This window comes from Reyranella sp. CPCC 100927, assembly GCF_007859315.1.
Lineage (GTDB): Bacteria > Pseudomonadota > Alphaproteobacteria > Reyranellales > Reyranellaceae > Vineibacter.
This window is the reverse complement of sequence record NZ_VOHA01000017.1, coordinates 1-26,502: the sequence shown is the minus strand read 5'-3', so window position 1 is coordinate 26,502 and position 26,502 is coordinate 1. Positions and strand designations below refer to the sequence as shown.

Genomic DNA, 26,502 nt, shown 5'->3' with positions numbered 1-26,502 from the left:
CGAGAAGGATTTCGGCGCCGAGCCCGGTTGGTGATGGAAGAGAGCCGACACCCGATCGACGTCGTCGCCGCCGAAACCAGATTCGCCGACCCTGAGCGCATGCGCCGCGCCTTCCTGCGCGCCTTCGGGCAAACCGCCTCAAACCATCCGGCGCAATGCGCGCACGACAACCGCAGCCTGAGTGCTCAGCGGGGGATTGACGGCCCGTCGTGATACTATACAAGTGCGCGACTTGTGCGGGTCGTGTTCCGAGGGTGCTCCATGTTCGTGATCAAGGAAGCCGCCGATCGCGGCGAAGGCCTGTTGGGGCCTCGGTTCGATTCTGCGGCGGAAGCCCACTACTACCTTTTGAAGCATATGCGGCGGCGCTATCGGCATCGAGGATACGACGAGTCCCAGCGGGTCTACTGGGGACGTCAGGGTGCGCAAGAGACCGAGACTCTCTTTCGCGTTGTCCGCCACTCTCGCGGCGACGCCGGACACTGACTCTCAACGGCGGCCGAACACCTCCTGGATGTAGGCCGCCACGTCCCTGTCCGTCGCATCGCTTGACGCCAGCAGCCAGGCCCTGACGGGTGGGTAGCGCAGCACGCTTTTGCCCTTGTCCTGCGGACTGATGGCATCTTGCGCCTTGGCGATCGCGCCGCGGGCGCCGAAGTAGAGGCCGATGCCGAATTGCAGCTGATCGTCGGCGATGCGGCCGGGCTTGAACGCGTCCTTGACCTTGAGGGCCAGATACGCGGCGATGAAGAAGTCGGCCATGATCGGGTCGATGACGTCGCCGGGATAGCCCTTGCGGATCAGGGGAACCTCGCCGCATCCGCGGTGCAGGCCGGCGCGGCAGGTCACGCCCATGTGCACGCAGAACTGATCGAGCTCCGGCTTCAGCATCGTCTCAACATCGCGGTAGGCCGGGAGATAGAGTTGACCCGGGCCCTGTCCGCCGGTCCACCCGTGCAGCTTGCGCGCCAAGGGACCGAGGCGGCCCACCAAGGGCATGTCGGCGGGAATGTCGGTGGGCAGGATCTGTTCGCCGAGCCACTCCCGCCAGCCGATTCGCCTTGCCTCGGCGCGGATGATGCCGTCCACCAGGTAGGGCGTGAGCGACATCCGCGTGTTGGCGTCGAGTGTCTTGCTGGCTTGGAGAATGGCCACGGCGGCGGCCTTGCTGTCGCAGGAAAGCGGTGCCTGGCCGGGTTTGGTCGCGACACGCGGGGCCAACAGGTCGCTCATCGATCTCTCCTTCACAGGCTCGGCGGTGCGGTTGCACCGGATCGCCAATCTCGGTGATCCCGGGTGTTCGCGCTTGGCCTCACGTGACAATTGAGTGGGACTGAAGCGGCTGGCGGGATCAGCGGCGGTGCAATCAGGCATTGGCCGCCACCGACATCTTGAGCGCAGCGAAGGATCTTGCGGTGCTGGCATCGACGCTGTCGGCTCTGGTGATGATCCGTGCCGGCGTTCTTTGAACGATCAACCGCAGGGTCCTTCGCTGCGCTCAGGACGACAAAAAATCCGGCGGGTTTTCAGGGTTCAATCCATCCGCATGGCGCCCTAGCGCGCCATCGTGCGGCGCACCTCCGCCAGCACCACGCCACCATCAAGCGATTCGACCTTCATGGTGGACTTCAGGTAGAGGCGGCACCGCTGCCCGCCCGGGCTGCCGGGACGAAAGCGGTAGTCGTAGTATTCGAAGTAGGGCTCGCCGTGGTCGGCCGTGTCCATGCCGACGATGACGACGTAGTGGTTGGTCGGTTCGACGAAAGGCGTCGACTCCACATTGTTGGGACGCGGCGAATAGTACTTGAGGCAGATGCCGACCAGGACCGGGATGTCCTGTTGCAGCACCTCCTTGAGGTACTGCACCGCCTCGATCGTCTCGGGAAGCTGAACCTCGTCGAGCAGGCTGCCGTCAGGCTGCCGGTGCTCGATCAGGACCTGGAAGTTGCGCGCGTCACGCGACGGCCGGCCCGTGGTCCGGAAGTTGGCGACGTGCATCTGGTACGCCGCGTAGTCGAAGCATTGCAGCTTGCCTTCCTTGCCGACGAAGGCCGCGACGTCCTGCGCCATGGATCCGCCGACGTGCTGGTCGGCGGCAATGACCGCCGTCTTCGCGGGCCAGGTCTCGCTGAGGCTGCGGTACCAGTCCTCGGTGCTGTACGTGAACTCGGCCTCGGGCTCGGCGGGCGGCGCCTGTGGCGCCGGCGCGACCACGTCCGTGATCGGCGGCATGTCGGGGGCCAGCGCGTGCTGTGACTGGGCGGCATCGCGTTCGGGCTCGGCGATCCAGGGATTGCAGGCCCACAGATTGACGAAGAAGGGCAGGGGCACGGCCTACGCCTCCGCCTCGGGTTCTTCTTGCGGCGTGGGGCAGCACGTCCCGAAGACGTGGTTGTACAGGCGTGCCTTCTCGGTCGGATCGACGATGGCGTCGACCACGGCGAGCGCCTGTTCCAGCTTGCGGTTGGCCAGGTGGGCGCCCGCGAAAGCCGCTTCCTGCAGGTGCTGGTTGTAGCAGTCCAGCGCTTCGCCCTGTCCCAGCAGCGCGTCGACGACCAGCGCGGGGGTGCGCAACACGCGATGGGTGACGTTGAGGATGATGCCGTTGACGGTCTTGTCCTTGTAGCTCTGCTTGAGGTCGCGCCGCTTTCTCACATAGGTGATCGGCTTGTCGCCTGCCTTGGGGTCGATGCAGTTGGCGTGCTTCTCGCTGACCTGCTCGATGAAGCCCACGCGCGTGCCGGTGTGGTCGGTGATGTTGCACAGATGCACGTAGATGTCGTTGCGTACCTGATCCACCGCCTTGGCGTTCGCCAGGACGGCGTTCAGCAGGTTGTCCATGGATGACAGCGTGCCGGTCTTGCGGCTGGTGTCATAGCCGTTGGTGTAGAGCAGGGACACCTCGTCGAGCCAGGTCAACGTGAAATACTCCTGCAGGAGCTGACGAAAGACGAAGTTTAGCACCCGGCTGCGATTGATGTTCTCCAGCGTACGGGTGACCGTCTTCTCACTCTCACTGACCTCGGTCGAACTGACGTCGGTGTTGATCTCGATCTGGCGCTGGGTGTCGGCGGTCTGGACATGATGGCTGACGGCGCTGTTGAGCGTGTTCACCTGCTCGCTCATCGCCTCGGTCAAGGTGTTGGAGCCGGCGCTTTCCGAATCGAATCCGCCGCCGATCTTGATGATGCCGAGGTCGAGGCCCACCTCCATGCCGCCGCTCGACCCGCCACCCGCCGTGGCGGTGCCGGAGGACTCGGCCGTGGTCGAGCTGGTCTCCTCGATGGTCGTCTGCAGATCCTCCATCGCGCTTTCGCTGTAGCTGTCGAGCACGCTCTGCGAGGTGGTCCGCGTCGTCTCGTTATGGCGGAAATCGCGGATCTGGATCGTGGTCTTCTCGCCGGGCAGCAGGCTGAAGGTGCTCAGGGTCTGCCCGGCGCCGTAGTCGCCGAGATAGCTCGCCATGCGCATCTTCAGCACCAGATAGATGGCGGGCCGCGGCGCCTTGGGCCGCGGCTGGAAGATCAATCCCTGTTTGCCCGACGGCCGGCGGTGCAGGACGGGCCGGTCGCCCTCGGCAATCCGGTGCGCGAGATAGCTCGTGGCGAAAGAGACGCTCCTGGTCGAGACCGGAATATTCGCCGCCTTGAATTTCAGGCCGGACGACAGCGACTGTTCCTTCGCCGTCGCGTTCAACCCGACGTTCATGATTTCGGTGACGCCGATGTAGCTCTTGCCGGTGAGCACGCTTTCGACCCGTTCCGGCGTCAGGTCGATCTTCTGGCGCTCCAGATCGAACCGGTCCCAGTAGTTATCGGGCGGTGCCTTGCGCTCGGCCGCCTTGAACAGGGTCTCATCGATGTCGAGCCGGATATAGCTCACCACCTGATAGGTGGTCGATTGCGGCAGGTTGTAGTTGAGGATCGCGGCGCTGCCGCTTTCGGCCAGTTTCGCCAACGGTTCGCGGGAAATGCATGACGGCTTATCCATGACGTGTGCCTCTCATTGTTAAAGGAATGCTTGTTTGTGGTTCGGGAGAATCATCCGCCGCGACGCGCTCAGGGGATGACGAGTCTCTGTCCCGGCTTGATCAGGTTGTAGTCGGGGCCGATGGTCTGTCGGTTCTGCGGGTGGTCGTAGATCACCCGCCACTTGTTCATGTCGCCGTAGTAGGTGATCGCGATCTTCGACAGCCAGTCGCCGGGCTGAACGACGTGGATCCTCGGCTGCGGACCCGGCTGCCGTGGAGCCGGCTGCGGCGGCGTCGCCGGGTCTCCCGGCTTTTTCAGCCGCTCCATGCATTCATGGATCGCGTCCATGATCAGGCCGAAGCTCCATTGCTGGACGGCATTGGCACCGGCGCGATCCATCGCGACGGTGACGCGCGTCATGCCATCCGGAGGCCCCTCGTTGATGAAGCCCCCGGCCTTGGGTTCCGGCCAGGGCACGCCGCCGAGGCCGCCGTGCGTTGCAAAGAACTCGATGTAAGGCGTGGGCCGTCCATCCCACATCCGCAGGCCGCAGTTGCCCATCGTCACCTCCCGCGAACTCGCTGCCGGAGATCGTTTCGCGTAGATGACCTTGCGGACCGTGTCGGCGATCGGCGTATCCTGCCACGGCCACCCCACATGGTTCGTCCGGTCCACGGCGTCGAAGAGAACCAGGCACTCGACCGGGATGTTCTTGGCCTTGAGCCATTTCGCGGTTTCGATGACGGCGGCGCCGCCGCGGCTGTAGCCCGCCAGGAACACCGCGGTCTCGCCGTCGTTCTGCCAGTGAGACAGCACGTGCCTGTAGGTGCGCCAGGCCAGGTAGTAGGTGAAATCGGCCGGCTTCATGTCGGACGTTACCGGCCCGCGCTCGTAGTTGCGCGGCCCCAGGCTCCAGCTTCTCCAGAGCGTTCGCACGAAACTGTGCTCGAAGGTCTTGGCGTACTCGTCGTTGTTCCAGACGCCGGTGCCGTCGACGCCGCCGAAGATGATCATGTCGCCTTCCTCTTGTTGTCGGGCTTCGAAGCCGCCGCGCGATCGTGGTTCCTTTGCGCGACGAGCAGCTGGCCGAGACGGACGAGATTGCAGGGGAACAGGAGAAGGTGGAGGACGAGCACCGGTGCCAGTGACGTGACCAGCGCGTAGGCGATGAACGAGATGTTGGCGGCCACCGCCACGAGACGCAGGGCGGTCATCGACTGCATCGAGAAGGTCAACAGCGTCAGCGCTGCAGCCAGCCAACCTGTTGCGTCGCCTGCCGACATCGATCGTTCCCTGGCGGATGTCTCGCGCGCCGAACCGATCCCTTCGCCGGTCTCGTCGGCCACGCTGGATCGCCATTTCTAGGGATCCCGGCGTGTCCGCGCTTGGTTTGGTGCGACAATCGAGTGGGACTGGGACGGCCACTGGCGCAGCGCCATCGTCGGTGCGGAATAACGCGCCGTCGGTTGCGTTAGCGTGTTGATGATGGCGCGCCGGCTACCCCTCGCGCAGGCGGCCGCCAGCTCTGTGCCGGCCATCTATGATCTTGATGCAATGTGCAAATAGGATTTCGCGAGAACATCGCGCTGCGTGTTTTCGTCGAGCGGCAAAGTTTGATAAGATCTGGGTGGCGGAAGGCAATATCGAGGTGAGCTTGACATGAGCACTTCGAGTCGTGTTGCGCCTGCCGCCAAGATCCGCGACGGCACCGTGGTCCGGTTCTCAACCGAGGACTATGCGCCGCATGAGCGCCGTGAGGCCGTACACGAGATACTCGGCCGAAATCTGCAGAAGGTGCAGGTCGAGCCGCTGGCGGGAGACTCTTTTCATACTGCCATCACGCTGCGCCAGATGCCCGGCCTGGCCCTGTATACGGCCTCTCGCTCGGCCGCGATCTATCACCGCTCCCGTGAGTTCCTCGAGCACGACGATGTCATCGTGATCTTCGGGTTCACCGCCGGTTACGAGGTTCGACACCGCGGCCGCACGCTCGAGCTGGGGCTTGGCGAGTCGGTCATCCTGACCGGGGGCGAACCTGCCTTCTTCGGTGGGCCCGATCAGAATTCCATCAACCTGCTGCGCGTGCCGGTGCACATGCTGGCGCCGTTCGTGGCCGACCTCGAAGACGCCTACGGCCGGGTGATTCCGGCAAACAACGCGGCGCTGCGGCTTCTGGCCGGCTACTTCGGCCTCCTCGAGGCGGCCGGGACCTTCGCGGCCCCTGACCTGCGCCGGCAGGCGGTCACGCATATTCATGACCTGATCGCACTCGCCATCGGGGCGACCCGGGATGCCGCCAGGATCGCCATGAGCGGGGGTGCGCGGGCGGCGCGGCTGTGCGCCATCAAGCAGGACATCGCAAACGGGCTCGACCAACCCGACCTGTCCGTGACGACGATCGCCGCGCAGCATCGGGTCAAGCCGCGGTGGGTCCAGCGACTGTTCGAACGCGAGGGGACGACGTTCACGGAGTATGTCGTCGAGCAGCGCCTGGCGCGTGCGCACCGTCTGCTGACAGCGCCGGACTGCGCCGGCCTGAAGATCAGCACCATCGCGCTCGATATCGGCTTCGGGGACCTGTCCTACTTCAACCGCGCCTTTCGTCGACGCTATGGCATGACGCCGTCCGAACTACGCGCCGCCGCAACGTCTGGCGACTGATCGCCAGGCGGTGTTCTGCCTGTCGCTTTGAAGCGCAGGTACGGAATAGCGGCAGTTTCCAGGTGTCTTCACGGCGGGAATGCACAGGGCACGCGGGTGCCCGCATCGGCTTCCCGGTGAGGTGCACCCATGCTTGTCGAATATCATCCCAGTCCCCTGCATAACCACAAACCCTGCGGCAAATGGGCCGAGATCCAGAAGGCCCCCAATAGTCCTGGCCGCCCCGACCTCGAATGGCTTTGCAAGAAGCTGGACTATCCAAGTTTCGCCACCGCCGCGATCGGCAAACTCGTGGGCCCCGGCCTTGCGCGTGCCCGCCTGCACATGCAGCGCTACCTCGGCGGGACCGGCAGGGACATGGATCAGAGCGACTATCTCGCCAAGGTTCTGCGCCAGGACAAGGGCGTCCTGACCGCCATCGCCGAGAACATCCCCAAAGGCATGAAGACCGGCGTTTTTGCCGGCAATTTCTTCCTCGACCAGGGCGCCTATGCCATGGAGGAGGCGCGGCTGGCCTGGGGCGGGATCTATCGGCTCGACTTCGAGGTGAACTTCACGGCGGGAACACTGCGCGTGTGGTTCATGGACCGTTACGAGTGGCATCCCTATTATCCCGGTCTCTATACGCTGTGTAAGGAGGACCTGGAGGATGGGCCGCGGGAGACCAACTGCGTCCATGCCGCCTTCGTCGAGATGAAATCCCGGGGTGCCGCCGACTACTGGATGTTCGGTGCCGCGACCGTGCCGGCGAGCCTGCTGCCGGACAAGATCGGCGTCGTTCCGAAGGTGTCGAACTGGTAGGCGACCCTTCGTGAGGACGACAGTACTCACTGCGACGACGAGGGTGCATGAAGCGCGTCCTGATCACCGGCATGTCCGGCACCGGGAAGACGGCGGTGATCCGGGAGCTGGCCGCGCGCGGCTATCGCGCACACGATCTCGACACGCCGGAATGGTCCGAGTGGGTCGACGCGGATCCCTCGGATGACCTGACGCCGGGCCGCGGGAAGGACTGGGTCTGGCGCGAGGATCGCGTGCGTGCGCTGTTGTCGGCGCCGGGCGAGGGCCTGCTGTTCATCAGCGGCTGCGCCGGGAACATGGGTCGACTGCTGCCGTTGATCGATGTCGTCATCCTTCTCTCAGCACCCGTCGATACGCTGATGGAGCGGCTGGCCGCGCGATCGGCCGACGGCTACGGTCACACCGCAGCGGAACGGGCCAAGGTCGCCGATCTCGTTGCCGTCGTCGAGCCGTTGCTGCGCGAGACATCGGATCACGAAATCGATACGCGGCGGCCGGTTCATGTCACCGTGGATGACATCGTTCGGCTGGTGTCGTGACGGCCTGAAAGCGGCTTCTGGCCCGTGGAACCGTCTGCGCGCGACGACGTTCACAGACCGCAGACATTCATCGGGGCAAAGCATGCTCAAGTGGGCACTGATCGCGTTCGTCATCTCGCTCGTCGCCGGCGCGCTGGGCTTCACGGGCATCTCCGAGGTCGCCGGCCGGATCGCGAAGTTCCTCTTCGTGCTGTTCCTGGTGATCGCCATCGCCGTGGTGATCATCGCGCTGGCGATCGGCCAGGCCGTGTTCTGAGCGCCCAACGATCAGTATTGCCCGCCATCCCATAAAACGCGCCCGAACCTGGTTATTTATCCGCCGTATGTCGGCGACTCTGCGCGCTCCTCCGCCACCTCGATGCGTTCCGCAGCAAGGCCGATTGCCTTGTCGATGGAATCGAAATCAGCGGCCAACGAACTTCCGGATTTCACGACCGCGTTCGATTGCCGACGTATGCCCGTACTGGATTGAAGGTCCACCAACGATCGACAACGCAACCTCTGCCCGCCTTGTCGCGTGCGTTGTATGCGGAGAAGGGTTCGGTTCCGGAGGCTTCTCATCCTGTCCGGCGCCAATGCCGAGTGTACCCTGCGGGGCGGACGCCAACGATTGTCGTGGTGTCATCGACGTCGACGATGCACGCGGGGGCTATCATGCCATGGACTGCGGGGCGTGTGGGTGCACTGTGGGACACACGGAGAGACGTGCTCACAGGCAACATCGAGTACCTGAAAAAATATCTCAAAGCGTTTGCGCAGGTCGCCAACATCTTCGAGGCCGCCGGTGCGGAGATCGACGATTTGGGCATGGCCTTGTCGCTTGCCAACTGTAACGATGGTGACGTCCCCGCCCAAATCAGCACCATGTTCATTATGGAGTTGGCGGACAACACACGTTTTCGACCACCGGCTGTTCCGGCTGCGACAGCAGCGGCTGCTGCGGCCTCTGCGGCGGCCGTCCCTTTCGTTGCCGCGCTTCCCGAACCCATACCAGCGTACATCGTGGCGGCCCGCCGTCGAATAGTGGACATGCGGACGTCGAGAACAATGCAACGTGGCGCGATCCTCGCCCGCACCGCCAAGTCGCTGCTCGGTCAGTGGCGCTGGATTCAACGCACACCCGACTCGATTCTGCCTTATCGGCATGTGCACGGGGACACCGCGCAACATACCGATATCAATGCTTTCGACCGCTGGGTACGTGATGGTGGCATTCGGCCCGCCGGCACAACCGCCCTCAACTGTCGCGATGCCGTCCTCGTGACCGCGGTCGCGGCCGGGCTGCTCACCCAAGGCCAGCTTCACGCCGCCTATGGAGTCGCCGAGGCCAATGTCAGAAAGAGACTGGACAGCGTGTTGCTCAAATTTCACCATGCACCCCGTGAGAATTGGCCGGACCAGCAGTGGCTGAGGGGCGTCGAGGCCCATCTCCACCATGTCAAGAAGGTCGACCGGCTCCTCACCAAGTATGACTCCGCCGTTCCGGTAAGCCTTGGGCACGGGCTCATCCCGCAACCGGGTGATCTCGTGTTCGTGCGCGGCAACCCACCAGCCCATGTTTGTGTGAGCCTGGGGCGCAGCCGTGTGAACGAGCGGGCAGTTGATGAGGTCGCCAGCCTCTGGCACCACAACAACGGCACCTTCACCCGGGCTCGGCTGATCGACATGGCCCGCTCGGAAAACGATCTTGTCTACGTGCCCTGTCCGTTCTGATAGTGCCGCTGACGGTTGCGGCCGCGAACGGGATCCCACGCGTTTCGGGCCTGTCGGCGTCGATGCGGCGCGACACGGTCAGGCCAAGCACAGATCAGCAAGCCGTGCTGAATCCGGAAGCCTGTCAGCCGTGGCCGTCCCGCGTGTGACCGTTCCTCACCGGCTCGGCCGAGCCTTGCGGTTCGGTGCCACGCAACACGGCGTCGACGAGCGCGACGACGCTTTGGATATCGCCGCAGACCTGTCGGCGACTGCCGTCGATGGTCACGACGTACTGATCGTCGTAGCGCTCGATGTTCAGGCGATGACCGGAAGTCGGCATGGGAGTCCGTTCGTGCAGGTGCCTGCGGCACGACGATGAACGCATCACGACCGGAAACGTTGCCGGCGGATCGCAGCCTGGGGACATCGCGTCCGATCTGCAGTGTTAACGGGTGATGCCCTGCGCCCGGGCAGCCTTGCGCCACTTCCGGATCACGGTGCCGATCCTGGCATCGTCGCGGGCGGCATTGGGCCGGACCACGGCCATGACGAGCCCGACAAACAGGATCGGACCGAACGCATACGCCCACGGCGCACTGTCGGGCAGCCATCCGACGAACTGGATGGCCCAGATCAGCAGCAGGCCCAGGGCAGCCGCCGGCAGGACCGGCAGCAGGAACGCGGTGATGCGGCGATCACGCTCCTGCAGGAGCGTCCGATAATGTGCGTCATGGCCGTCAAATTGCGGCGCGGCCTCAAGCGCGGCGAGGGCGTCTTCGACGGCGGCCGGCAAACCGTGATACGGGATCAGGTCCTTCATGCGGCCCCCCCAACGACAGCGACGGTCCGATCATAGGCCGCCGCCGGCGCGGCCGCAGCCGGCTTGAATCGATGCGCCGGCGTTACGATTTATGCGTCGGGCCCGAAGCGAAAGGCCGTGCCATGGACAGGAATACGCAGCGCTACACCGTCTTCGAAACGGCGCTGGGCTTTTGCGGCATCGCCTGGAGCGAGGCGGGCATCACGTCGCTGCGGCTGCCGGACAAGACCGCCGAAGCGACCGAACGCGCCGTGCGCCGGCGGGCGCCGGACGCCGAGCCCGGCACGCCGCCGCCGATGGTGGCCGACGTGGTGGTCGCCGTGAAGCGCTACTTCGCGGGCGCGGTGACGGATTTTGCCGACGTCACGCTTGATCTCGACGGCCAGGATGCGTTCTTCGCGCAGATCTATGCCGCGGCGCGCCGGGTCGGCTGGGGTCACACCACCACCTATGGCGCCCTGACCAAGGAACTCGGTGCCGGGCCCGAGGTCGCGCGCGATGTCGGCCAGGCCATGGCGCACAACCCGGTGCCGCTGATCATCCCGTGCCACCGGGTCCTGGCGGCCGGCGGCAAGATCGGCGGGTTCTCCGCGCCGGGCGGCGCGGCGACCAAGATGAAGATGCTCGAACTGGAGGGCGTTCATCTCGCGCCGCCGCCGCCGGCGCAGCGCGCTTTCGATTTCTGATCGGCGCGTCGCTGCGGTCATCCGGCCTTGAGCTTGGCGAGCGTCCTGGCGGCGCGCATCCGCAACTGCGCCGCGGCGTCGCTGGCCGGCACCGCGGCGGTATCGGCCGGATCGGCATCGCCCGCCAGCGCCGCCAGCCTGGCCTGGAACGTCTCGTCGCGCAGGCCGGCGACATCACCGGCCCATACGGCATCGTAGCGGACCCAGGGATGCGGGTCATCGAGACCCCGCAGGATCAAGGCGGGCACATCGACCGTCGCGACATCGGAGCGGCCGATGAAACGCAGCGCCGTATACGCCATGCGGCGCACGAACATGCTGTCGTCATCGAATGCCGTCGCCTGCAGGACCCGGATCGTTTCCGCCGGATCGGGCATATCGGCGAACTTCCGGGCAAGCGCGAAGATGCGAACCGGCATCACGATGGTGTCGGCGCCCAGCTCGACGGTCTCGACGATCAGCGGCGCGTAGGGATCGCCGTCGCCGATGCCGGATGCGTCCGGGCCGTCGCCAGCGTCCCCGGCGGGCGTGGCAGCAGCGGCGATACCGTCGGCTTTCATCTTGAAGAAACCGCCGAGCACCGCGGCGACGACGGCCACGCTCACGAGGGCGGCATCGGTAGCGTCGACACCGGCCGGTGGCGTGGCGCCGGCGACAAGGGCCGCAATCCCGTAGCCGATGGCATAGAGTACCGCGGTCAGGATCGCCTGGACGATCAGGGTGACCAGCAGATCCAGGGCGATGGCTGCAACCGGTTTGCGGGCCAGCGCCAGTCGCCAGGCGCCCGATTTGCCGGCGATGAACGCGCCGCTGAACACGATGGCCAAGGGAGCGATGACGATGAACGGCCGGTGCAGGAGCCCGGCGGTGAACGGCGTGGCCAGCAGAACGAGGCTGGGCAGGACGATGGAAATGTTCACCGCGATGAATCTCCGTGCTGCGCGGGCACCGTCACGCCACCAATGAAGCGAGCGTGGCGAATTCATGACGATGGTCACGGCGCATCGTTCAGATGGCTGACGACAGGCGTGGTGCTTTGGGCCATTTTCGAGGAAAGCCGGCGGTGACCAGCCTGAACGGCACAAGCGCGTTGGCGCATCCTGAATGTTGGGGAATACCGATGGAACAGGCGCGTCGCAGGGTCGGCAGCGTCAGGCGGAGCGGCACCATGGACCAGATACCGGGGGGCCAGACACCAGGCCGCGCCCTCGACATCCGGCAGACCGATGGTGGTTTCGTGGTGACTGTCGATGGGGTGCACACGCAGGCGTGCGACGACATGGCTGCGGTCGTCGCGTTCGTCAACACGGTTCTGCCGCCGGGACGGCAGAGGCCTGCGCTGCCGCCGGCGCCTGTTGCCACCGATGACGATGCATGAGGCGTTGTCCCCGGCAATGCAAGGGATCGCGCGGGTGCCAGGAGACAACCTGCCCGCAGGATGGTGACGGCTGGCGAACCGGGCTATAGATCGCGCCGCACGTTCCCTCAGCGATCCCGGAGCCTTTTCATGGCCGATCTCTCCGCATTTGCGATCACCCAGCGCTGGCCCGCGGCGCATCCCGATCGCCTTCAGCTCTATTCCCTGCCGACGCCCAACGGCGTGAAGGTATCCATCATGCTGGAGGAGATCGGGCTGCCCTACGAGCCGCACCTGGTCGACATCACCAAGAACGAGAGCTGGACGCCGGAATTCCTGTCGCTCAATCCCAACGGCAAGATCCCCGCCATCGTCGATCCCGACGGGCCGGGCGGCAAGCCGCTGGGCCTTTTCGAGTCGGGTGCGATCCTGGTCTACCTTGCCGACAAGACCGGCAAGCTCATGCCGAACGATCCGGCGCGCCGCTACGAGACCCTGCAGTGGGTGTTCTTCCAGATGGCCGCGGTCGGGCCGATGTTCGGCCAGGTCGGCTACTTCCACAAATTCGCCGGCCGCGAGATCGAGGACAAGCGGCCGCTCGAGCGCTACCGCGACGAGTCCAAGCGGCTGCTGGGCGTGCTGGAGACGCGGCTGGACGGCCGGTCGTGGATCATGGGCGACGATTACACGATCGCCGACATCTCCCTGCTGGGCTGGGTGCGCAACCTAGTCGGCTTCTATGGCGCGCGCGAGCTGGTGGCGTACGATACCCTCAAGCACGTTCCCGTGTGGCTGGAGCGCGGCCTGGCGCGGCCGGCCGTGCAACGCGGCCTCGATATCCCCAAGCGGTCATAGACAACGCGAGACCCGCGCTTCGGGGCTCAGCGGCCGCCGTGACCGGAACGCAGTTCGATCACGGCGCTGCGGCCAGGCGCGGCCTGGTCGCGCAGGAAGCCTTCCTGCCGATCGGCGGCCTTGCGTAGCGCGGATGCCAACGTCTCGGGCGCTGCGAACGACACATCAGCCGTGGTCAGGTTCAGGCGGCAGGGTCCGCCGCCGGGCAGGCCCAGGCGCATGACGACGCGGTCTGCATCCAGCCGATGGAATGCGAAGCTGGCCAGCAGATCGGGCGGAACGGTGTAGCACCCGTCGCCCGCGCTCATGGCGTGGGCGACGGCGTCGATCAGCGCCGGCAGCGTTGCCGGCTCGCGCTTCGCGCGGCGCAGCACGTCGCGCAGCGGCGGCGCGCCCGCCAGCGCCGGCAGAATACTGGCCTCGGAAAACAGATCACTCAGCAACACCGCGCGTCCGGGTTGGCGCGTGTCGACGCGGCCGATGGCGTCTGGCCCCGCCTGCGCCAGCGATCCCGTCGCGGCCAGGTTGACGGTGATCAGCCGGACCATGCCGCCGGGATGCGCCTCGCGGCGGCAGTTGATTTCGAACTGGTCCTCCAGGCTCATCATCGGACCCACCACCGCGAGCAGGCGGATGCTGCGCAGCAGGGTGCAGTCCGGTGGCTGCGCGCGGCCGGCGGCACGGTTGACGGCGATGAAATGGGCGAGGCCAGCTTCCGCCCAGGCGCGCGCCGAGAAGACGGGCTGTTGGCCGCGGCGGACCGTGATGTCGCTGTCGGTCCACTGCACGTCGAAGCCGGCGCTGGTTCCCGACCAGATGACCTCAGGCGTTTGCGCCCGTGCGCCGGCACTCGTCGCGGCCAGACCGAACACCAGCAGCGCGCAGACTTCCGCCAGGCGCCGTACCATCTTCCATGCCGCGGTGAAGCCGGGGAGAATACGTGTCAGACTCCGGTCCGAAACTCTCTGGAAAGGCGTCATTGCCCTGCAATCTCCCAGGTGCTCGTCGCGATCAATGGCGGTAAAATAGGTGAGCGATATGTCAAATTTGCGTTCTGCCGGAGCGGCGCTCGGTCGACACGGCAAGGGCATCGGGGTACGGGCTGTGGCAGGCGCAATGATCCTCATCGCGGGCGGTACGGTCCTGTCCAGTTGTGCCTGGGTGGGCGGCTGCGGCTTCGATGACAATACGTACGCGCAGCTGCGGCGCGGCATGACGAATGACGAGGTTGCCCAACTGACCGGCTGCCGCGGCATGACGACGTCGCCGCCGGACGGCAAGCCGAAGGACTCGCGCTACCGCGCCTGGTCGGGTCCGCGCGGGCCGGTGGCCGTCGAGTTCGTCAACGACCGTGTCGAATCCTGGCGTGTGACGGGCGCGCGGATCTAGAACGTCTGACGAGCTGTCATCCCGAGCGCAGCGAGGGATCTTTTGATGCACCACACGCCATCTTCAAAAGATCCCTCGCTGCGCTCGGGATGACAGCGTGGAATCACAGCGTGCCGCCGGTGAGCGAGGCGCGCTGCGAGATCTCGATGAAGGTGCCATCGGGATCGCGCACGAAGGAATAGCGCACGGTGTCGCCCAGCACGATGGGCGCGCGACCCTCGGTGCCGCCGCGCGCCAGGATGCCGTCGTGCTCGGCCAGGCAATCCCACACCTGCACGGTGATGTAGCGGAAGCCCGGCGCCCGCCACTCGTCGCAGCGCTCGACCTTGCCCTGCGCCGCCACGATCAACAGCGAGTCGCCGCAGCGATAGACACCGTCGCGCGGCGACTCGAACTGCATCACGTGGCGATAGAAGTGGTCCGTCGCTTCGCGGTCGTTGACCGTCAGCACCACGCCGATGCCGGTCACGCCCTCGCAGCCGGCGTGGACCAGGGTGGTCCGGTTGCCGTCGGGATCGATGAGATGATGCGGTCGGTCGATGCCGTCGCGCGCGATCAGCAACTCGGTGATGGCCGAGGGCGGCGCCGCCGGCAGCGGATCGCGCGCGTGGTTCATCTTGAGGATCGAGCCGTTCATGTGGTGGCGGTGCTGCTGCATGCCGCCGCCCAGCTTGCCGAGATGGTCGTAGGGCAGGCCGACCGTGTCCTGCCAGAAGGCGAGCTGGGCCTCGCGCCGATTGCTGAACAGGCCGACGTCAATGTGCTGCTTGGCGAGGTTCATGGCGCATCTTCCCCGCGCGGCGGGGGTTGCGCAAGGGACGTTACCCCAGCGCCAGCAGCAGGTCGGCCAGCGCTGCCGGTGCGGTGACCATGGCGTCGTGCGCGGCATCGAGCGTGCGGACCTGCCAGCCGTCGGCGGCATCGATGCGCACGCGCCGGGCCGCTGCCGACAGAGCGCCGGGACCACGGCAGGCGATATGCGTCTTGCGTAGGCCGGCGCCTGGTGGGCGCGCCAGCCGCAAGGGCTGGGTGTAGGTGCGATAGGGATGTGGCGTGAGGTGGCGATTGACCCAGGCGCGATCGGCAGCGGTGCGGATGCCGAAGGCAGCCGCCTCGATCGGCGGCACGCTGAGCCCACCCGACGGCGCGGCGCGCTGGGCCCACAGCGCCACGAGTGCGGCGCTGTGCGTCGCGCTCCAGGCTTCGCCATCGTTGACGATCACGGCATCGAGATAAACCAGGTGCGCCACGCGCGCCGTGGCGCGGTCAGCGACGCCGGTGATCACCAACCCGCCGTAGCTGTGACCAACCAGCACGACGTCGCGCAGATCGTCGCGATCGAGCAGGCCAACGACGTCGTCGATGTGGGCGTCGAGGTCGATCCGGGCCGATAGCAGGTGAGCGCGTTCGGCCAGGCCCGGCAGCGACGGCGCCAGCACGCGGTGGCCCGCCGCGGTCAGGCGCGGCGCGACCTTCTGCCAGCACCAGCCGCCATGCCAGGCACCATGGATGAGCACGTAGGTGCGCGGGCGCGGTCGAGCGATCGCGCGGCGAACGGTCATGGCGGTGGCCGCCGCCGCCGTCGCCTGCAACAGGCGGCGGCGCGCGATCACCGCTTGGCACTCGGTCGCGGCGTGCGGCCGCGGCGTGGCGCTGCCTCGTCGCTCTGCCGCAGAGTGGTTCGCCGCGCGGTTGACGGCGGCGGACCGGCGGCCTGTGCCGCGTCGATGGCCGCGCGCGCCCAGGCGCCCGCCGTGTCGGGATCCTCCAGGACGTCTTCCGGTACCGGATAGTAGGCCTTCAGGGTGACGCTGCGGTCCTCCCACGGCTTGAACGGCGACAGGCCGCGCGCGACGTAGTCGTCGCGATTGCGCGCGTCGGTGCGCAGATAGAGCGTGTCGGCGGCGATCAGGCCGAAGAACAAGCCGCGCCAGTAGAGGCCATGGCCGCCGAACATCGCACGCACGGTGAACGGTCCGATGTCGCGCAGCTGGTCGCGCACGTAATCGACGAAGTCGGACATCGCACCGCCTTTACCTCCTGGGTAGTTGTCCACCGTGGATACCGCCCGTCAAGGTGCACCGGGAGGTGGCATATGAGCCCACTCGTCATGGAACGTCTTGCGCAGGCACTGCTCGTCATTGTCGGACTGGTGAATCTGCTGCCCTTGCTGGGTGTGCTGGGCACGGCCCGTCTGCATCAGCTCTATGGCATCGACATCGCCGGCGACAGCCTGGCGCTGCTGATGCGCCATCGCGCCGTGCTGCTGGCGCTGGTCGGCGCCGGTCTGTTGTGGGCAGCGGCGCAGGCAGACGTGCGGTTGCCACTGATCGTGGCGGCCGTTGCCAGCAAGCTGTCGTTCATCATTCTATGGCGCGCGCACGCGCCAACGACGGCACAGATCGATCGCGTGGCATGGATCGACGTCGCGGCGCTGGTGGTGCTGGCGATCGTCGTGGCGCTGCGCTACGCCACGCGTGCGGCGCGATGATGATCCGTCCCGTCGGGAGCCTCAGATCTTCAGCTCGCTGAAGAAGTCGTTGCCCTTGTCGTCGGTGACGATGAAGGCCGGGAAGTTCTCGACCTTGATGCGCCAGATCGCTTCCATGCCGAGCTCGGGATACTCCAGCACCTCGACATGGCGGATGTTGTTCTTGGCCAGGATCGCGGCCGGGCCGCCGATCGAGCCGAGATAGAAGCCGCGGTGCTTCTTGCAGGCGTCGACCACCTGCTTGCTGCGGTTGCCCTTGGCGAGCATCACCATCGAGCCGCCGGCGGCCTGGAACAGATCGACGTAGGAGTCCATGCGCCCGGCCGTGGTGGGGCCGAACGCGCCCGACGGCATGCCGGCCGGCGTCTTGGCGGGACCCGCGTAGTAGACCGGGAACTGCTTGAAGTAGTCGGGCAGGCCTTCGCCGCGGTCGAGCCGCTCCTTGAGCTTGGCGTGCGCCGAATCGCGCGCCACGATCAGCGTGCCCGTGAGGCTGACGCGCGTTTTCACCGGATGCCGGGTGAGAGTCGCGAGCGTGTGGGCCATGCCCTGGTCGAGGTCGACCGGCACGACCTCGCCCGACAGCTGTGCCGGCTCGACCTCGGGCAGGTACTGCGCCGGGTTGGCTTCGAGCTGCTCGAGGTAGATGCCGTCCTTGGTGATCTTGCCCAGCGCCTGGCGGTCGGCCGAGCACGAGACGCCGAGCCCGATCGGCACCGAGGCGCCATGGCGCGCCAGCCGGATCACGCGCACGTCGTGGCAGAAATACTTGCCGCCGAACTGCGCGCCGATGCCCATCTTGCGCGTGAGCTCCAGCACCTTCTGCTCCATCTCGCGGTCGCGGATGGCAACGCCGTCCTTGTTGCCTTCGCTGGGCAGGTCATCGAGATAGCGCGTCGAGGCGAGTTTCACCGTCTTCAGGTTGAGTTCGGCCGAGGTGCCGCCGATGACGATGGCCAGGTGATAGGGCGGGCAGGCCGCGGTGCCCAGGGTGCGGATCTGGGTGTCGAGGAACTTCAGCAGCGATGCTTCGTTCAGGACCGCCGGCGTTTGCTGGTAGAGGAAGCTCTTGTTGGCCGAGCCGCCGCCCTTGGCGACGAACAGGAACTTGTAGGCGTCGCCGTCGGTGGCATAGATCTCGATCTGCGCCGGCAGGTTGGTGCCGGTCTGCACTTCCTTGAACATCGAGAGCGGCGCCACCTGCGAATAGCGCAGGTTGGTCTCGGTGTAGGTCTTGAACACGCCTTGCGCGATTGCGGCCTCGTCACCGCCGCCGGTCCACACGCGCTGGCCCTTCTTGCCCATCACGATGGCAGTGCCGGTGTCCTGGCACATCGGCAGCACGCCGCCGGCCGAGATGTTGGCGTTCTTCAACAGCTCCAGTGCGACGTACTTGTCGTTGGTGGTGGCCTCGGCGTCATCCAGGATGTTGCGCAGCTGCTTGAGGTGACCCGGCCGCAGCAGGTGGGAGATGTCGTGGAAGGCCGCGGCGGTGAGCTGCGTCAGGCCTTCGGGCGCGATTGTCAGTATCTCCTGGCCGGCCAGCGTCGTGGTGCCGACGAAATCCGAGGTGAGCTTGCGATACGGCGTCGCATCGGCGCCAAGCGGGAACATGTCCTGGTAGGCAAACGCGACCATGGCGGCTTCCTCTGCTGCGGGCCCCGGGGGCGGGCCGGTCGCGGTAAGACTATGATTTCGCCGCAGCGTCAAGGGTACCCGGGAGCGCGGGCGTCCCGCCCGCTCATAAAGATGCGGGCGAGACGCCCGCGCTCCCGGGCCTCAGGGCTTCTTGCGGAAGGCGTCGAGCGTGACGACCTTGGCGCCGCTTTCCTTTTCCTCGGCCGGTTTGTCGGCGTCGGCGTCGGGACTGGCTTCGGGCGGCGGTGCGGGTTCGGCGGTCGGCTTGCCATCGCCGGGTGCGCCTGCCGCCGGTCCCACCAGCGCCGGCCGCTTGTCCGGTGCGGGCAATGATTGTGCGCCACCGCCGCCACGCTTCTCGAACTGCAGGCCGAAGCGCACCGAGGGATCGACGAAGGCGGAAAGCGCGGCGAACGGCACCTTCAGGCGCTCGTTGCGCTTGTTGAAGCTCACCGTCACCTCGAAGGTCTGCTCCGTCACCTCCAGGCCCCAGTACTGATGCTGCAGGACGATGGTCATCTCGTCAGCGTACTTGGCGCGCAGATAGTCGGGCATCTCGACGCCCGGCTCGGTGGTGCGAAAGCTGATGTAGAAATGATGTGTCCCGGGCAGGCCATGCTCGGCGGCGTGCGTCAACACACGGCGCACCACGCCGCGCAGCGCTTCATCCACCAAGGTCTCGTACTGGAATTTATCCGTCATTGCTCGCCGGTCGACACGCGCCCTCCGCGGCGCACGGGTGACAATCGGACGGCACCGCCCTTCCTGTCAACACGCTGTCGCTGCGCGTTCGCGAACCTTCTCACTGGCGAAACATGCGCACGGCGTAGATGCAGCCGGTTGACGTCTCGAAGGTGAAGGAGTCGAACGTGCCATTGGTCGACTTTACCGTGAAACCCGGCAGCGACATGTCGGTTACGCGCTTGGTGCGCGAGCGGATGCGAATCGATGTGGCGCCGTGCGCGCTGGATGTCCCCGAGAAGGTGTTGTTCCGCACCATGCCGTTGAGCGTGAACACCGGCGCGCAACGTCCCGCCGCCTGCTCGCGCATGAGATTGGCGGAGCCGAACCAGCGACCTTCATGTACGGCGAAGGGTGACGGTGGCTCGGTCGGCGGCGGCGGTTGCGGCGTGACCGGCGGTTTGGGCGCGACGGGCGGCGGCTTGGGTTCGGCGACAGGCGGTGGCGCCGGCGGCCTGGGGTCGACCGGCGGTGTCACCGGTGGCCTGGGATCGGCGATGGGCGGTTTGGGCTCGACCGGCGGCGGTATGTCGACAACCGGTGGCTTGGATTCCACGACGGGCGGTTTGGGTTCCACCACGGGTGGCTTGGGCTCGAGCGGCGGTATCGGCGGCTGCGGGTCGACGGTCGGCTTGGGATCCGGCGGCCTGGGTGTGATGACCGGAGGCGTCGTCGGCTTGCTGCGTTCCAGGTCCTGAAGTCGCGCCAGGTCGGCCTTGGCCTTCGCCAGCTCTTCCTTGCACGAGAGGTTGGGCGTCGATGACGGGGCCGGCTGGCCCGGCATCCGCGCCAGGATGCGCTGGATCTCGGCACGAGCGCGCGCGAGGTCTTCATAGCAGGCCGACGGATCCTCGTCGGTGCTGCCGCACGAGGTCTTCAGCACGCAGAGGTAATAGTAGGCACCGGCGCCGCCGGCGAGCAGCAGCACGACCAGCGCGCCAAGCGCGATCCACAGGCCGGCGCCACCGCTGCGCTTGGCCGGTGGCGCCGCCGGCGGCCGGCTGTGCGGCGGCGGTGCTGCCGGCGCGGGCGCGAACGACGATGGTGCAAAGGGCGGTGGTGTCTGTCCTGTCGGCGGTGCGTAGGCGCCGCTGCGGGAAGCGACCGCCGCATCGAAGCCCTGGCCTGGTGGCGCGCTGCCGTACGCGCCGCCAGCGCCACCCCAGGCGGAACCAGCGGGGGCAAAGGCGCCGGGTGCGCTGGCCGGCCCGGGCGCGTACATGCCGCGTTGGCTGGCCGGCCCCGACATGGCGCCGGGCGGATACGGCGCGGCGCGGCTGTCGCCGAACAGCATCTGGCTCCAGGCCGGCACCGATTGCGGACGGCGCTCGACGGGCAGCGACAGCGCCGAATCGATGGCGGCGAGAAACCCCGGCGGGTACTGGCCGGCCGCCGCCTGCGTCAGCGGCACATAGTTGTCCTTGGCCAGCCGCCGCACGGAGTCGGCCGGCGCCGAGCCGGTGATGGCGTGGTAGAGCGTTGCCCCGAGTGCGTAGAGGTCGCTCCACGGTCCCTGCTTGTTGGCCTCGGCGGTGCCGAAGGCGTACTGCTCGGGCGGCGCATAGCCCGGCGAATAGATGCTGGTCATGATCTGCGTGCGCTTGCCCATGGACATGCGCGCGGCACCGAAATCGACCAGCACCGGCTCGCCGTTGGGGCGCACCAGGACATTGCCCGGCTTGATGTCGCGATGCAGATAGCCGGCGCGGTGCACGGCCTCGAGGCCGCGCAGCAGCGACTGCAGCAACGGCGGCAACGTCGGCGGCGAGATCTTGTTGATGCGGGCCAGCATCTTGTCCAGCGGCTCGCCCTCGACCAGCTCCATCACCATGTAGCCGGTGCCGTTGGCCTCGAGGTAGTCGTAGACGTGGACGATGTTGGGGGCGTCGTTGAGTGCCGCCAGCACGCGCGCCTCGTCGAGGAAGCGCTTGAGGCCCCAGGTAAACATCTCCTGGTCGGACGGCGAGCGCGGCTGGACCTGGACGCCATTGACGCGGACGGCGAAATCGCTGGGCAGGAACTCCTTGATGGCGACAGGACGGCGCAGACGGTCGTCCATCGCCCGGTAGGTGATGCCAAAGCCGCCAACGCCCAGCACGCTCTGAAAGCGGTATTGGCCCAACGGATACCCGGCCGGCAGCGCTCCGAAATGGAGGCCGCGGCCCGTCGACCGGCTGCCCGGATTGTCCACCATGATCCCTCTGCGCTCACACTAGCGCGATGAGCGATTGTTCACAACTGGGACATGGCAGGCATTTGACGCTGGCAGGAGCAGTGGGAGGGCTTCTGTTGCCCGGTGCCCTCCCGAACCGCGCTTACGTCCGCTGTTTAGGCGGCAGCAGCGAGTGCAACGTCGTTATCGTTGGCACTTGTGGTTTGGCCCGGTAACGGCGGTACCATGCCGAGCAAAAACCGCGCCTTTACTGCGTCCGTCGATCCTGTTTCGCCCCCGTAAAACCGGTCCCGATGAACGGGACCGGTGAAACTGGTGGAGGCGCCGGGTACCGCCCCCGGGTCCGATCCGCCTATGTCACGCGGCGTTTATCGCCATAGTCGGTTTCCCGACCTGCTCTATATAGGCGAGTGGGCGGCAGATTTGAAGACGCGCGTTTTCCCTTCTTTCGATCACCGATGCCGCGGGCGCGGTCGACTGCAAAAACACTGAAGCGTGCCCTGGCCCGCGATCCACCCTAGACTGCCGCCGCCGCGATCATCGTCATCGGAAGAATCATGCTTCCGCGTCCTGCGGCGTTCAGCTTCTCCGTGTGCGATTGCGCGGTCGCGTCGATGTCACCGACGACAGACAAGAGGGAGAAACGTCCGATGGAAAGAGTTCAACCGAATCGCTTCATCGACCTTACCGGCGGCAGGAAGCCGGCGCCCAGGAAGGGCGTTGATCGCCGCGGATTCCTGGCGGCGGCATCGGCATTGGCGGCGGCGACCGCCATGGCGCCGCAGGCCTTCGCGCGCAATTTCGGACCCGACGCGCCGCCCGTGCGCTACCCGGAGCCCGACGTCGTGCCGCTCGACAAGCGCTTCAAGTACAAGTTGGGCAACACGCCGATCATGCGGCTGTATACCGGCACGATGTGGGCGGAGGGGCCGGCCTGGAACGGCGTCGGCCGCTACCTGCTGTGGAGCGATATCCCCAACAACGAGCAGCTGCGTTGGCTCGAGGAAGACGGTCATGTCGCGCGCCGCTTCCGCTATCCCTCCGGCAACTCCAACGGCAACACATTCGATTTCCAGGGGCGGCAAATCGCCTGCGAGCACGGCACGCGCAAGGTCGTGCGCTATGAGTACAACGGCAAGACCACGGTGCTGGCCGAGAAGTTCGACGGCAAGGAGTTCAACGCGCCCAACGATGCCGTGGTGCATCCCAACGACGGCTCGATCTGGTTCACCGACCCGGGCTACGGCTCGTTGATGGAGTATGAAGGCAACCGGCTGGCGGCCAGCGCCAACTCGGCAAGCCCGATCCAGAAGGAGGCGGTCTATCGCATCGATGGCCAGAGCGGCGCCATCACCAAGGTCGCCGACGAGCCATTCAAGCCCAACGGCCTGTGCTTCAGCCACGACTACAAGAAGCTCTACGTCGCCGACACCGGCGTGTCGCACTATGACAAGGCCAAGAGCGTGATCTGGGTCTATGACATCGACGGCGCCAAGCTCACCAACGGCAAGACGTTCGTGAACATGGAGTGGAACGGCAAGACCGGCTTCGCCGACGGCATCCGCTGCGATGAGGACGGCAATATCTGGTCGAGCGCCGGCTGGGTCGGCGACGGCTATGACGGCGTGCACATCTTTGCCCCCGACGGCGCGCGCATCGGCCAGATCAAGCTGCCGGAGATCTGCTCCAACGTGTGCTTCGGCGGCAGCAAGCGCAATCGGCTGTTCATGACCGGCAGCCAGTCGCTCTACGCCGTCTACGTGGAAACACGCGGCGCGCATATTACGTAGGTGCTTTCGGACCGCGCGCGTCCACGCGCGCATCGGCGCCTTGGCGCCGACTGCGTTATTCGCTCTTCGCTTCGCTGCGAGCGAAGGCGGGCGTGGACGCCCGCGGTCCAAATCCCTACAGTCGGCGCCGCCAAAAAGAACAACGGACGCCGCCATGCCCCTCTCGACTGACCAGGCCGCCGACATCGAGCGCCTGCGTAGCGAAACCGCGCCGACCCGCCGTGCCGTGGCCCCGGCGCTGGAGGAAATCCTCTATCAGGCCCTGCCGGTGCTCGATCACGGCTTCGTCCGGGTCGTCGACTACATGGGCGATGACGCCGCCGTCGTGCAGGCGGCGCGCGTCTCCTACGGCCGCGGCACCAAGAAGGTCAGCGAGGACCGCGGCCTGATCAACTATCTCATCCGGCATCGTCACACGACGCCGTTCGAGATGTGCGAGATCAAGTACCACGTGAAGCTGCCGATCTTCGTGGCGCGCCAGTGGATCCGCCACCGCACCGCCAACGTCAACGAGTACTCCGCGCGCTATTCGATCCTCGACAACGAGTTCTACATTCCGCGGCCTGAGCATCTGGCGGCACAGAGCAGGGTGAACCGCCAGGGCCGCGATGCGGTGCTCGCCGGCCGCGAAGCCGAACGCGTCTTTGAGATGCTGAAGAAGGATTCGGCGCTGGTCTACGAGCACTACATGGAAATGCTCAACGAGGGTGACGACGGGGCGCCGCTCGATCCCGAGCGCTCCGGCCTGGCGCGGGAACTGGCGCGCATGAACCTGTCGCTGAACTTTTATACCCAATGGTACTGGAAGACGGACCTGCACAACCTCATGCACTTCCTGTCGCTGCGCGCCGATGCGCACGCCCAGTACGAAATCCGCGCCTATGCCGACGTGATGATCGACACGCTCAAGCGCTGGACGCCGCTGTGCTACGAGGCGTTCCTCGAGTACCGCATGGGCGGCGCCAACCTGTCGCGCACGGGGCTGGCGGTGGTGAAGAAGCTGCTGGCCGGCGAGGCGGTCGACCAGAAGAGTTCCGGCCTCAGCGCCCGCGAGTGGCGCGAACTGATGACGGTCCTGGAGCGCTAGGATTTCTGTCATCCCGAGCACAGTGACTGTCATCCCGAGCGCAGCGAGGGATCTTCTGCAAGTGACGCACCGGTGCGCCTGCATCGAAAGATCCCTCGCTGCGCTCGGGGTGACAGCCAGGTGCTCGGGGTGACGGGCAGCCAGGAGGGGGTATCCGTGGTCGAACTGGCACAAAAGCCGATGCGCATCGTGCGCGAGCGGCGCAGCGATGCGGCGGTAATCGAGGCCATGGTCTCCGCCGCCTTCGGCCCCGACCGCATGCAGAAGACGGTCTACAAGCTGCGGGAGGGCGTGCGGCCGCTGCGCGATCTGAGCTTCGTGGCGCTGGACGACAAGCGCAAGCTGGTGGCGTCGCTGCGCTTCTGGCCGATCCTGATCAACGGGCGATGGCCGGCGGTGTTGCTGGGGCCACTGGCGGTGGCGCCCGAATTGCGCGGCCTGGGCTACGGCAAGGCGCTGATGTGGCACGGCCTTGCGCGTTGCCGCGTGCTGGGCATCAGCCGCGTGATCCTGGTCGGCGATCCTGAGTACTACAATCCCTTCGGCTTCCGTCGCGAACTGGCACTGCACCTGCAACTGCCCGGCTGGGTCGAGGAGCGCCGCTTCCTGGCGCTGGAGACCATCGCCGGCGCCATGATCGGCGTGCACGGCATGATCGGCCCGGCGACGTTGGCGCCCCTGAAGCTCGAGCCGAAGAAGCCGCCGGCCAAGAAGCGCGATCGCGCCCGCGATCAGGCCCGCAAGGCCCGCGCCAAGGGCAAACTGCGTAAACGGCGCGCCGTGAAGCGCAAGGGGTGATGGTTTTTCACCTCTCCCGCAAGCGGGAGAGGTCGACGGGTGCGCAGCGCCCGGCGGGTGAGGGGATAAGTACGAGGTGCCGAATCCTGAAGCCCTCACCTTCCCATCGTGCTGCGCACGATGGGCCCCTTCCTCTCCCGCTTGCGGGAGAGGTGAAAAGGTCACTTGATCACGATCCTGGGCGCGGCGCGCTGGGGGCCGCCTTGCAAGGCACCCCACACGCGCTGGGCGATGTCGCGGTAGATGCGGGCGTGGGTGCTGTCGGGCTGGGCGGCCACGATCGGGTGGCCGTCGTCGGAATGGATGCGGATGTCGAGGTGCAGCGGGACGGCGCCCAGGAACGGTACGCCCAGCCGCTCGGCCTCGTGCTCGGCGCCGCCATGGCCGAAGATGTCGGACTGCTGGCCGCAGTGCGGACACAGGAAATAGCTCATGTTCTCGACGATGCCGAGCACCGGCACGGCCGTCTTGCGGAACATGTTCAGGCCCTTGCGGGCGTCGATCAGGGCGATGTCCTGCGGCGTCGACACGATGATGGCGCCGGTGAGTTTCACGCGCTGCGCCATGGTCAGCTGCGCATCGCCGGTGCCCGGCGGCATGTCGACCACCAGCACGTCGAGCTGGCCCCATTCGACGTCGCGCAGCATCTGCTCCAGTGCGCTCTGCACCATGGGGCCGCGCCAGATCATCGGCGTTTCCTCGCTGACGAGATAGCCGATGGACATGGTCTTCAGCCCGAAGCGCTCGATCGGCAGCAGCTTGTTGCCGTCCTTGGAATCGGGTTTTTCGGTCACCTTCAGCATGCGCGGCATGGAGGGGCCGTAGATGTCGGCATCGAGCAGGCCGACCTTGCACCCCAGGGCGGCCAGCCCCAGGGCGAGGTTGACGGCCGTCGTCGACTTGCCGACGCCGCCTTTGCCGGAGGCGACGGCAATGATCTTGTCGATGCCGGTGGCCAGGATCGGCTGGGCTGCCGGGCCGCCGGCCGGGCGCGGCCCGGCGGGCGCGCG

The 26,502-nt window shown here is 66.4% G+C and carries 30 protein-coding genes, 1 other RNA gene and 1 pseudogene; 15 read left to right on the top strand and 17 right to left on the bottom strand.

Annotation, left to right across the window (positions count from 1 at the left end):
• Positions 1–21: 21 nt before the first annotated feature.
• Both FQU96_RS30995 and FQU96_RS30990 read left to right on the top strand, forming a co-directional pair.
• Positions 22–181 (top strand): annotated as a pseudogene (locus FQU96_RS30995) (GlxA family transcriptional regulator); the annotation flags it as partial.
• 80 nt (positions 182–261) lie between these two features.
• The gene (locus tag FQU96_RS30990; RefSeq protein WP_146545256.1) at positions 262–486 is read left to right on the top strand and encodes a hypothetical protein; all 225 of its coding nucleotides are present in this window, start codon (positions 262–264) and stop codon (positions 484–486) included.
• Positions 487–489: 3 nt separating this feature from the next.
• Here the strand turns inward: FQU96_RS30990 and FQU96_RS30985 are convergent, their stop codons facing one another.
• The 5 genes from FQU96_RS30985 to FQU96_RS30965 form a co-directional block, all read right to left on the bottom strand.
• Positions 490–1,233 (bottom strand): hypothetical protein, encoded by a 744-nt coding sequence (locus FQU96_RS30985; protein WP_146545255.1) that lies wholly within the window; start codon positions 1,231–1,233, stop codon positions 490–492.
• Between the two features lie 321 nt (positions 1,234–1,554).
• Entirely contained in the window at positions 1,555–2,331 is a 777-nt protein-coding gene (locus FQU96_RS30980; protein WP_146545254.1) for a hypothetical protein, read from the bottom strand.
• Positions 2,332–2,334: 3 nt separating this feature from the next.
• The gene (locus FQU96_RS30975) at positions 2,335–3,990 is read right to left on the bottom strand and encodes a hypothetical protein (protein ID WP_146545253.1); all 1,656 of its coding nucleotides are present in this window, start codon (positions 3,988–3,990) and stop codon (positions 2,335–2,337) included.
• 68 nt (positions 3,991–4,058) lie between these two features.
• Positions 4,059–4,985, bottom strand: coding sequence for a LysM peptidoglycan-binding domain-containing protein (locus FQU96_RS30970; RefSeq protein WP_146545252.1), 927 nt, complete (start codon positions 4,983–4,985; stop codon positions 4,059–4,061).
• Positions 4,982–5,317: a hypothetical protein gene (locus FQU96_RS30965; protein WP_146545251.1), complete on the bottom strand. Its 336-nt coding sequence runs from the start codon at positions 5,315–5,317 to the stop codon at positions 4,982–4,984. Before FQU96_RS30965 ends, FQU96_RS30970 begins: the two co-directional genes overlap by 4 nt.
• Positions 5,318–5,630: 313 nt before the next feature.
• Between FQU96_RS30965 and FQU96_RS30960 the strand changes: the two genes are divergently transcribed.
• The 5 genes from FQU96_RS30960 to FQU96_RS30940 all read left to right on the top strand — a co-directional run bounded on the left by FQU96_RS30960 (position 5,631) and on the right by FQU96_RS30940 (position 9,685).
• Positions 5,631–6,632, top strand: coding sequence for an AraC family transcriptional regulator (locus FQU96_RS30960; protein WP_146545250.1), 1,002 nt, complete (start codon positions 5,631–5,633; stop codon positions 6,630–6,632).
• A gap of 129 nt (positions 6,633–6,761) precedes the next feature.
• Positions 6,762–7,433, top strand: coding sequence for a hypothetical protein (locus FQU96_RS30955; protein WP_146545249.1), 672 nt, complete (start codon positions 6,762–6,764; stop codon positions 7,431–7,433).
• A 47-nt stretch (positions 7,434–7,480) separates the two neighbouring features.
• Entirely contained in the window at positions 7,481–7,972 is a 492-nt protein-coding gene (locus tag FQU96_RS30950) for an AAA family ATPase (RefSeq protein ID WP_146545248.1), read from the top strand.
• A gap of 82 nt (positions 7,973–8,054) precedes the next feature.
• Positions 8,055–8,228, top strand: a complete 174-nt coding sequence (locus FQU96_RS30945) for a DUF1328 domain-containing protein (RefSeq protein WP_146545247.1) — start codon at positions 8,055–8,057, stop codon at positions 8,226–8,228.
• Between the two features lie 449 nt (positions 8,229–8,677).
• On the top strand, positions 8,678–9,685 hold the full coding sequence (locus FQU96_RS30940; RefSeq protein ID WP_146545246.1) for a hypothetical protein: 1,008 nt from the start codon (positions 8,678–8,680) through the stop codon (positions 9,683–9,685).
• A 124-nt stretch (positions 9,686–9,809) separates the two neighbouring features.
• Here the strand turns inward: FQU96_RS30940 and FQU96_RS30935 are convergent, their stop codons facing one another.
• Together FQU96_RS30935 and FQU96_RS30930 are read right to left on the bottom strand one after the other, a co-directional pair.
• Complete coding sequence (locus tag FQU96_RS30935; RefSeq protein ID WP_146545245.1) at positions 9,810–10,007, bottom strand: hypothetical protein; 198 nt, start codon at positions 10,005–10,007, stop codon at positions 9,810–9,812.
• A gap of 105 nt (positions 10,008–10,112) precedes the next feature.
• Entirely contained in the window at positions 10,113–10,487 is a 375-nt protein-coding gene (locus FQU96_RS30930; protein ID WP_146545244.1) for a hypothetical protein, read from the bottom strand.
• 122 nt (positions 10,488–10,609) lie between these two features.
• Here FQU96_RS30930 and FQU96_RS30925 point away from each other — a divergent pair, with 122 nt between their 5' ends.
• Positions 10,610–11,173 (top strand): methylated-DNA--[protein]-cysteine S-methyltransferase, encoded by a 564-nt coding sequence (locus FQU96_RS30925; protein WP_146545243.1) that lies wholly within the window; start codon positions 10,610–10,612, stop codon positions 11,171–11,173.
• Between the two features lie 17 nt (positions 11,174–11,190).
• Here the strand turns inward: FQU96_RS30925 and FQU96_RS30920 are convergent, their stop codons facing one another.
• The gene (locus FQU96_RS30920) at positions 11,191–12,093 is read right to left on the bottom strand and encodes a hypothetical protein (protein ID WP_146545242.1); all 903 of its coding nucleotides are present in this window, start codon (positions 12,091–12,093) and stop codon (positions 11,191–11,193) included.
• Positions 12,094–12,341: 248 nt separating this feature from the next.
• On the opposite strand from FQU96_RS30920, the gene FQU96_RS30915 reads away from it, so the two are divergent.
• Together FQU96_RS30915 and FQU96_RS30910 are read left to right on the top strand one after the other, a co-directional pair.
• Complete coding sequence (locus tag FQU96_RS30915; protein WP_146545241.1) at positions 12,342–12,551, top strand: hypothetical protein; 210 nt, start codon at positions 12,342–12,344, stop codon at positions 12,549–12,551.
• 129 nt (positions 12,552–12,680) lie between these two features.
• A complete protein-coding gene (locus FQU96_RS30910; protein ID WP_146545240.1) occupies positions 12,681–13,385 on the top strand; it encodes a glutathione S-transferase N-terminal domain-containing protein in 705 nt (234 codons plus the stop codon).
• Positions 13,386–13,411: 26 nt separating this feature from the next.
• Here FQU96_RS30910 and FQU96_RS30905 read toward each other — a convergent pair whose 3' ends face one another.
• The gene (locus FQU96_RS30905) at positions 13,412–14,293 is read right to left on the bottom strand and encodes a hypothetical protein (protein WP_146545239.1); all 882 of its coding nucleotides are present in this window, start codon (positions 14,291–14,293) and stop codon (positions 13,412–13,414) included.
• A 208-nt stretch (positions 14,294–14,501) separates the two neighbouring features.
• On the opposite strand from FQU96_RS30905, the gene FQU96_RS30900 reads away from it, so the two are divergent.
• Positions 14,502–14,774, top strand: a complete 273-nt coding sequence (locus FQU96_RS30900; RefSeq protein ID WP_146545238.1) for a hypothetical protein — start codon at positions 14,502–14,504, stop codon at positions 14,772–14,774.
• Between the two features lie 103 nt (positions 14,775–14,877).
• On the opposite strand, the gene FQU96_RS30895 is transcribed toward FQU96_RS30900, so the two are convergent.
• Genes FQU96_RS30895 through FQU96_RS30885 form a run of 3 tightly spaced genes read right to left on the bottom strand, consistent with a single transcriptional unit; the run spans position 14,878 to position 16,797 of the window.
• Positions 14,878–15,555: a VOC family protein gene (locus FQU96_RS30895; RefSeq protein ID WP_146545237.1), complete on the bottom strand. Its 678-nt coding sequence runs from the start codon at positions 15,553–15,555 to the stop codon at positions 14,878–14,880.
• 40 nt (positions 15,556–15,595) lie between these two features.
• Entirely contained in the window at positions 15,596–16,387 is a 792-nt protein-coding gene (locus FQU96_RS30890; protein WP_255468642.1) for an alpha/beta fold hydrolase, read from the bottom strand.
• Entirely contained in the window at positions 16,384–16,797 is a 414-nt protein-coding gene (locus FQU96_RS30885) for a TfoX/Sxy family protein (RefSeq protein ID WP_146545236.1), read from the bottom strand. The genes FQU96_RS30890 and FQU96_RS30885 overlap by 4 nt, the downstream gene beginning before the upstream one ends.
• 72 nt (positions 16,798–16,869) lie before the next feature.
• Between FQU96_RS30885 and FQU96_RS30880 the strand changes: the two genes are divergently transcribed.
• A complete protein-coding gene (locus FQU96_RS30880; protein WP_146545235.1) occupies positions 16,870–17,265 on the top strand; it encodes a phosphopantetheine adenylyltransferase in 396 nt (131 codons plus the stop codon).
• A 21-nt stretch (positions 17,266–17,286) separates the two neighbouring features.
• On the opposite strand, the gene FQU96_RS30875 is transcribed toward FQU96_RS30880, so the two are convergent.
• The 4 genes from FQU96_RS30875 to ssrA all read right to left on the bottom strand — a co-directional run bounded on the left by FQU96_RS30875 (position 17,287) and on the right by ssrA (position 22,249).
• On the bottom strand, positions 17,287–18,903 hold the full coding sequence (locus FQU96_RS30875) for a fumarate hydratase (RefSeq protein WP_146545234.1): 1,617 nt from the start codon (positions 18,901–18,903) through the stop codon (positions 17,287–17,289).
• Between the two features lie 141 nt (positions 18,904–19,044).
• The gene (locus FQU96_RS30870; protein ID WP_146545233.1) at positions 19,045–19,605 is read right to left on the bottom strand and encodes an SspB family protein; all 561 of its coding nucleotides are present in this window, start codon (positions 19,603–19,605) and stop codon (positions 19,045–19,047) included.
• A gap of 100 nt (positions 19,606–19,705) precedes the next feature.
• Positions 19,706–21,838: a serine/threonine-protein kinase gene (locus FQU96_RS30865; protein ID WP_146545232.1), complete on the bottom strand. Its 2,133-nt coding sequence runs from the start codon at positions 21,836–21,838 to the stop codon at positions 19,706–19,708.
• Between the two features lie 79 nt (positions 21,839–21,917).
• Positions 21,918–22,249: a transfer-messenger RNA gene (gene ssrA, locus FQU96_RS30860) on the bottom strand.
• Positions 22,250–22,467: 218 nt separating this feature from the next.
• Between ssrA and FQU96_RS30855 the strand changes: the two genes are divergently transcribed.
• From FQU96_RS30855 to FQU96_RS30845, 3 genes are all read left to right on the top strand, one after another.
• A complete protein-coding gene (locus FQU96_RS30855) occupies positions 22,468–23,607 on the top strand; it encodes an SMP-30/gluconolactonase/LRE family protein (protein ID WP_146545231.1) in 1,140 nt (379 codons plus the stop codon).
• A 154-nt stretch (positions 23,608–23,761) separates the two neighbouring features.
• Positions 23,762–24,694 carry an FAD-dependent thymidylate synthase gene (thyX, locus tag FQU96_RS30850; protein ID WP_146545230.1) on the top strand — a complete coding sequence of 311 codons (933 nt, stop codon included), beginning with the start codon at positions 23,762–23,764 and terminating at the stop codon, positions 24,692–24,694.
• Between the two features lie 156 nt (positions 24,695–24,850).
• Positions 24,851–25,492, top strand: coding sequence for a GNAT family N-acetyltransferase (locus FQU96_RS30845; RefSeq protein WP_255468641.1), 642 nt, complete (start codon positions 24,851–24,853; stop codon positions 25,490–25,492).
• A gap of 161 nt (positions 25,493–25,653) precedes the next feature.
• On the opposite strand, the gene apbC is transcribed toward FQU96_RS30845, so the two are convergent.
• The coding region (gene apbC / locus FQU96_RS30840; protein WP_146545229.1) for an iron-sulfur cluster carrier protein ApbC at positions 25,654–26,502 on the bottom strand (849 nt) is incomplete at its 5' end.

Excerpts from the sequence above, each read along its gene's own strand:
- thyX (WP_146545230.1), top strand. The coding sequence starts at position 23,762 with ATGCCCCTCTCGACTGACCAGGCCGCCGACATCGAGCGCCTGCGTAGC.
- FQU96_RS30855 (WP_146545231.1), top strand. The coding sequence starts at position 22,468 with ATGGAAAGAGTTCAACCGAATCGCTTCATCGACCTTACCGGCGGCAGG.
- FQU96_RS30985 (WP_146545255.1), bottom strand. The coding sequence starts at position 1,233 with ATGAGCGACCTGTTGGCCCCGCGTGTCGCGACCAAACCCGGCCAGGCA.
- FQU96_RS30915 (WP_146545241.1), top strand. The coding sequence starts at position 12,342 with ATGGACCAGATACCGGGGGGCCAGACACCAGGCCGCGCCCTCGACATC.
- FQU96_RS30975 (WP_146545253.1), bottom strand. The coding sequence starts at position 3,990 with ATGGATAAGCCGTCATGCATTTCCCGCGAACCGTTGGCGAAACTGGCC.
- FQU96_RS30905 (WP_146545239.1), bottom strand. The coding sequence starts at position 14,293 with ATGGTACGGCGCCTGGCGGAAGTCTGCGCGCTGCTGGTGTTCGGTCTG.
- FQU96_RS30955 (WP_146545249.1), top strand. The coding sequence starts at position 6,762 with ATGCTTGTCGAATATCATCCCAGTCCCCTGCATAACCACAAACCCTGC.
- FQU96_RS30925 (WP_146545243.1), top strand. The coding sequence starts at position 10,610 with ATGGACAGGAATACGCAGCGCTACACCGTCTTCGAAACGGCGCTGGGC.
- FQU96_RS30870 (WP_146545233.1), bottom strand. The coding sequence starts at position 19,605 with ATGACGGATAAATTCCAGTACGAGACCTTGGTGGATGAAGCGCTGCGC.
- FQU96_RS30970 (WP_146545252.1), bottom strand. The coding sequence starts at position 4,985 with ATGATCATCTTCGGCGGCGTCGACGGCACCGGCGTCTGGAACAACGAC.
- FQU96_RS30950 (WP_146545248.1), top strand. The coding sequence starts at position 7,481 with ATGAAGCGCGTCCTGATCACCGGCATGTCCGGCACCGGGAAGACGGCG.
- FQU96_RS30930 (WP_146545244.1), bottom strand. The coding sequence starts at position 10,487 with ATGAAGGACCTGATCCCGTATCACGGTTTGCCGGCCGCCGTCGAAGAC.
- FQU96_RS30880 (WP_146545235.1), top strand. The coding sequence starts at position 16,870 with ATGAGCCCACTCGTCATGGAACGTCTTGCGCAGGCACTGCTCGTCATT.
- FQU96_RS30945 (WP_146545247.1), top strand. The coding sequence starts at position 8,055 with ATGCTCAAGTGGGCACTGATCGCGTTCGTCATCTCGCTCGTCGCCGGC.
- FQU96_RS30875 (WP_146545234.1), bottom strand. The coding sequence starts at position 18,903 with ATGGTCGCGTTTGCCTACCAGGACATGTTCCCGCTTGGCGCCGATGCG.
- FQU96_RS30990 (WP_146545256.1), top strand. The coding sequence starts at position 262 with ATGTTCGTGATCAAGGAAGCCGCCGATCGCGGCGAAGGCCTGTTGGGG.
- FQU96_RS30885 (WP_146545236.1), bottom strand. The coding sequence starts at position 16,797 with ATGTCCGACTTCGTCGATTACGTGCGCGACCAGCTGCGCGACATCGGA.
- FQU96_RS30895 (WP_146545237.1), bottom strand. The coding sequence starts at position 15,555 with ATGAACCTCGCCAAGCAGCACATTGACGTCGGCCTGTTCAGCAATCGG.
- FQU96_RS30960 (WP_146545250.1), top strand. The coding sequence starts at position 5,631 with ATGAGCACTTCGAGTCGTGTTGCGCCTGCCGCCAAGATCCGCGACGGC.
- FQU96_RS30910 (WP_146545240.1), top strand. The coding sequence starts at position 12,681 with ATGGCCGATCTCTCCGCATTTGCGATCACCCAGCGCTGGCCCGCGGCG.
- FQU96_RS30900 (WP_146545238.1), top strand. The coding sequence starts at position 14,502 with ATGATCCTCATCGCGGGCGGTACGGTCCTGTCCAGTTGTGCCTGGGTG.
- FQU96_RS30865 (WP_146545232.1), bottom strand. The coding sequence starts at position 21,838 with ATGGTGGACAATCCGGGCAGCCGGTCGACGGGCCGCGGCCTCCATTTC.
- FQU96_RS30935 (WP_146545245.1), bottom strand. The coding sequence starts at position 10,007 with ATGCCGACTTCCGGTCATCGCCTGAACATCGAGCGCTACGACGATCAG.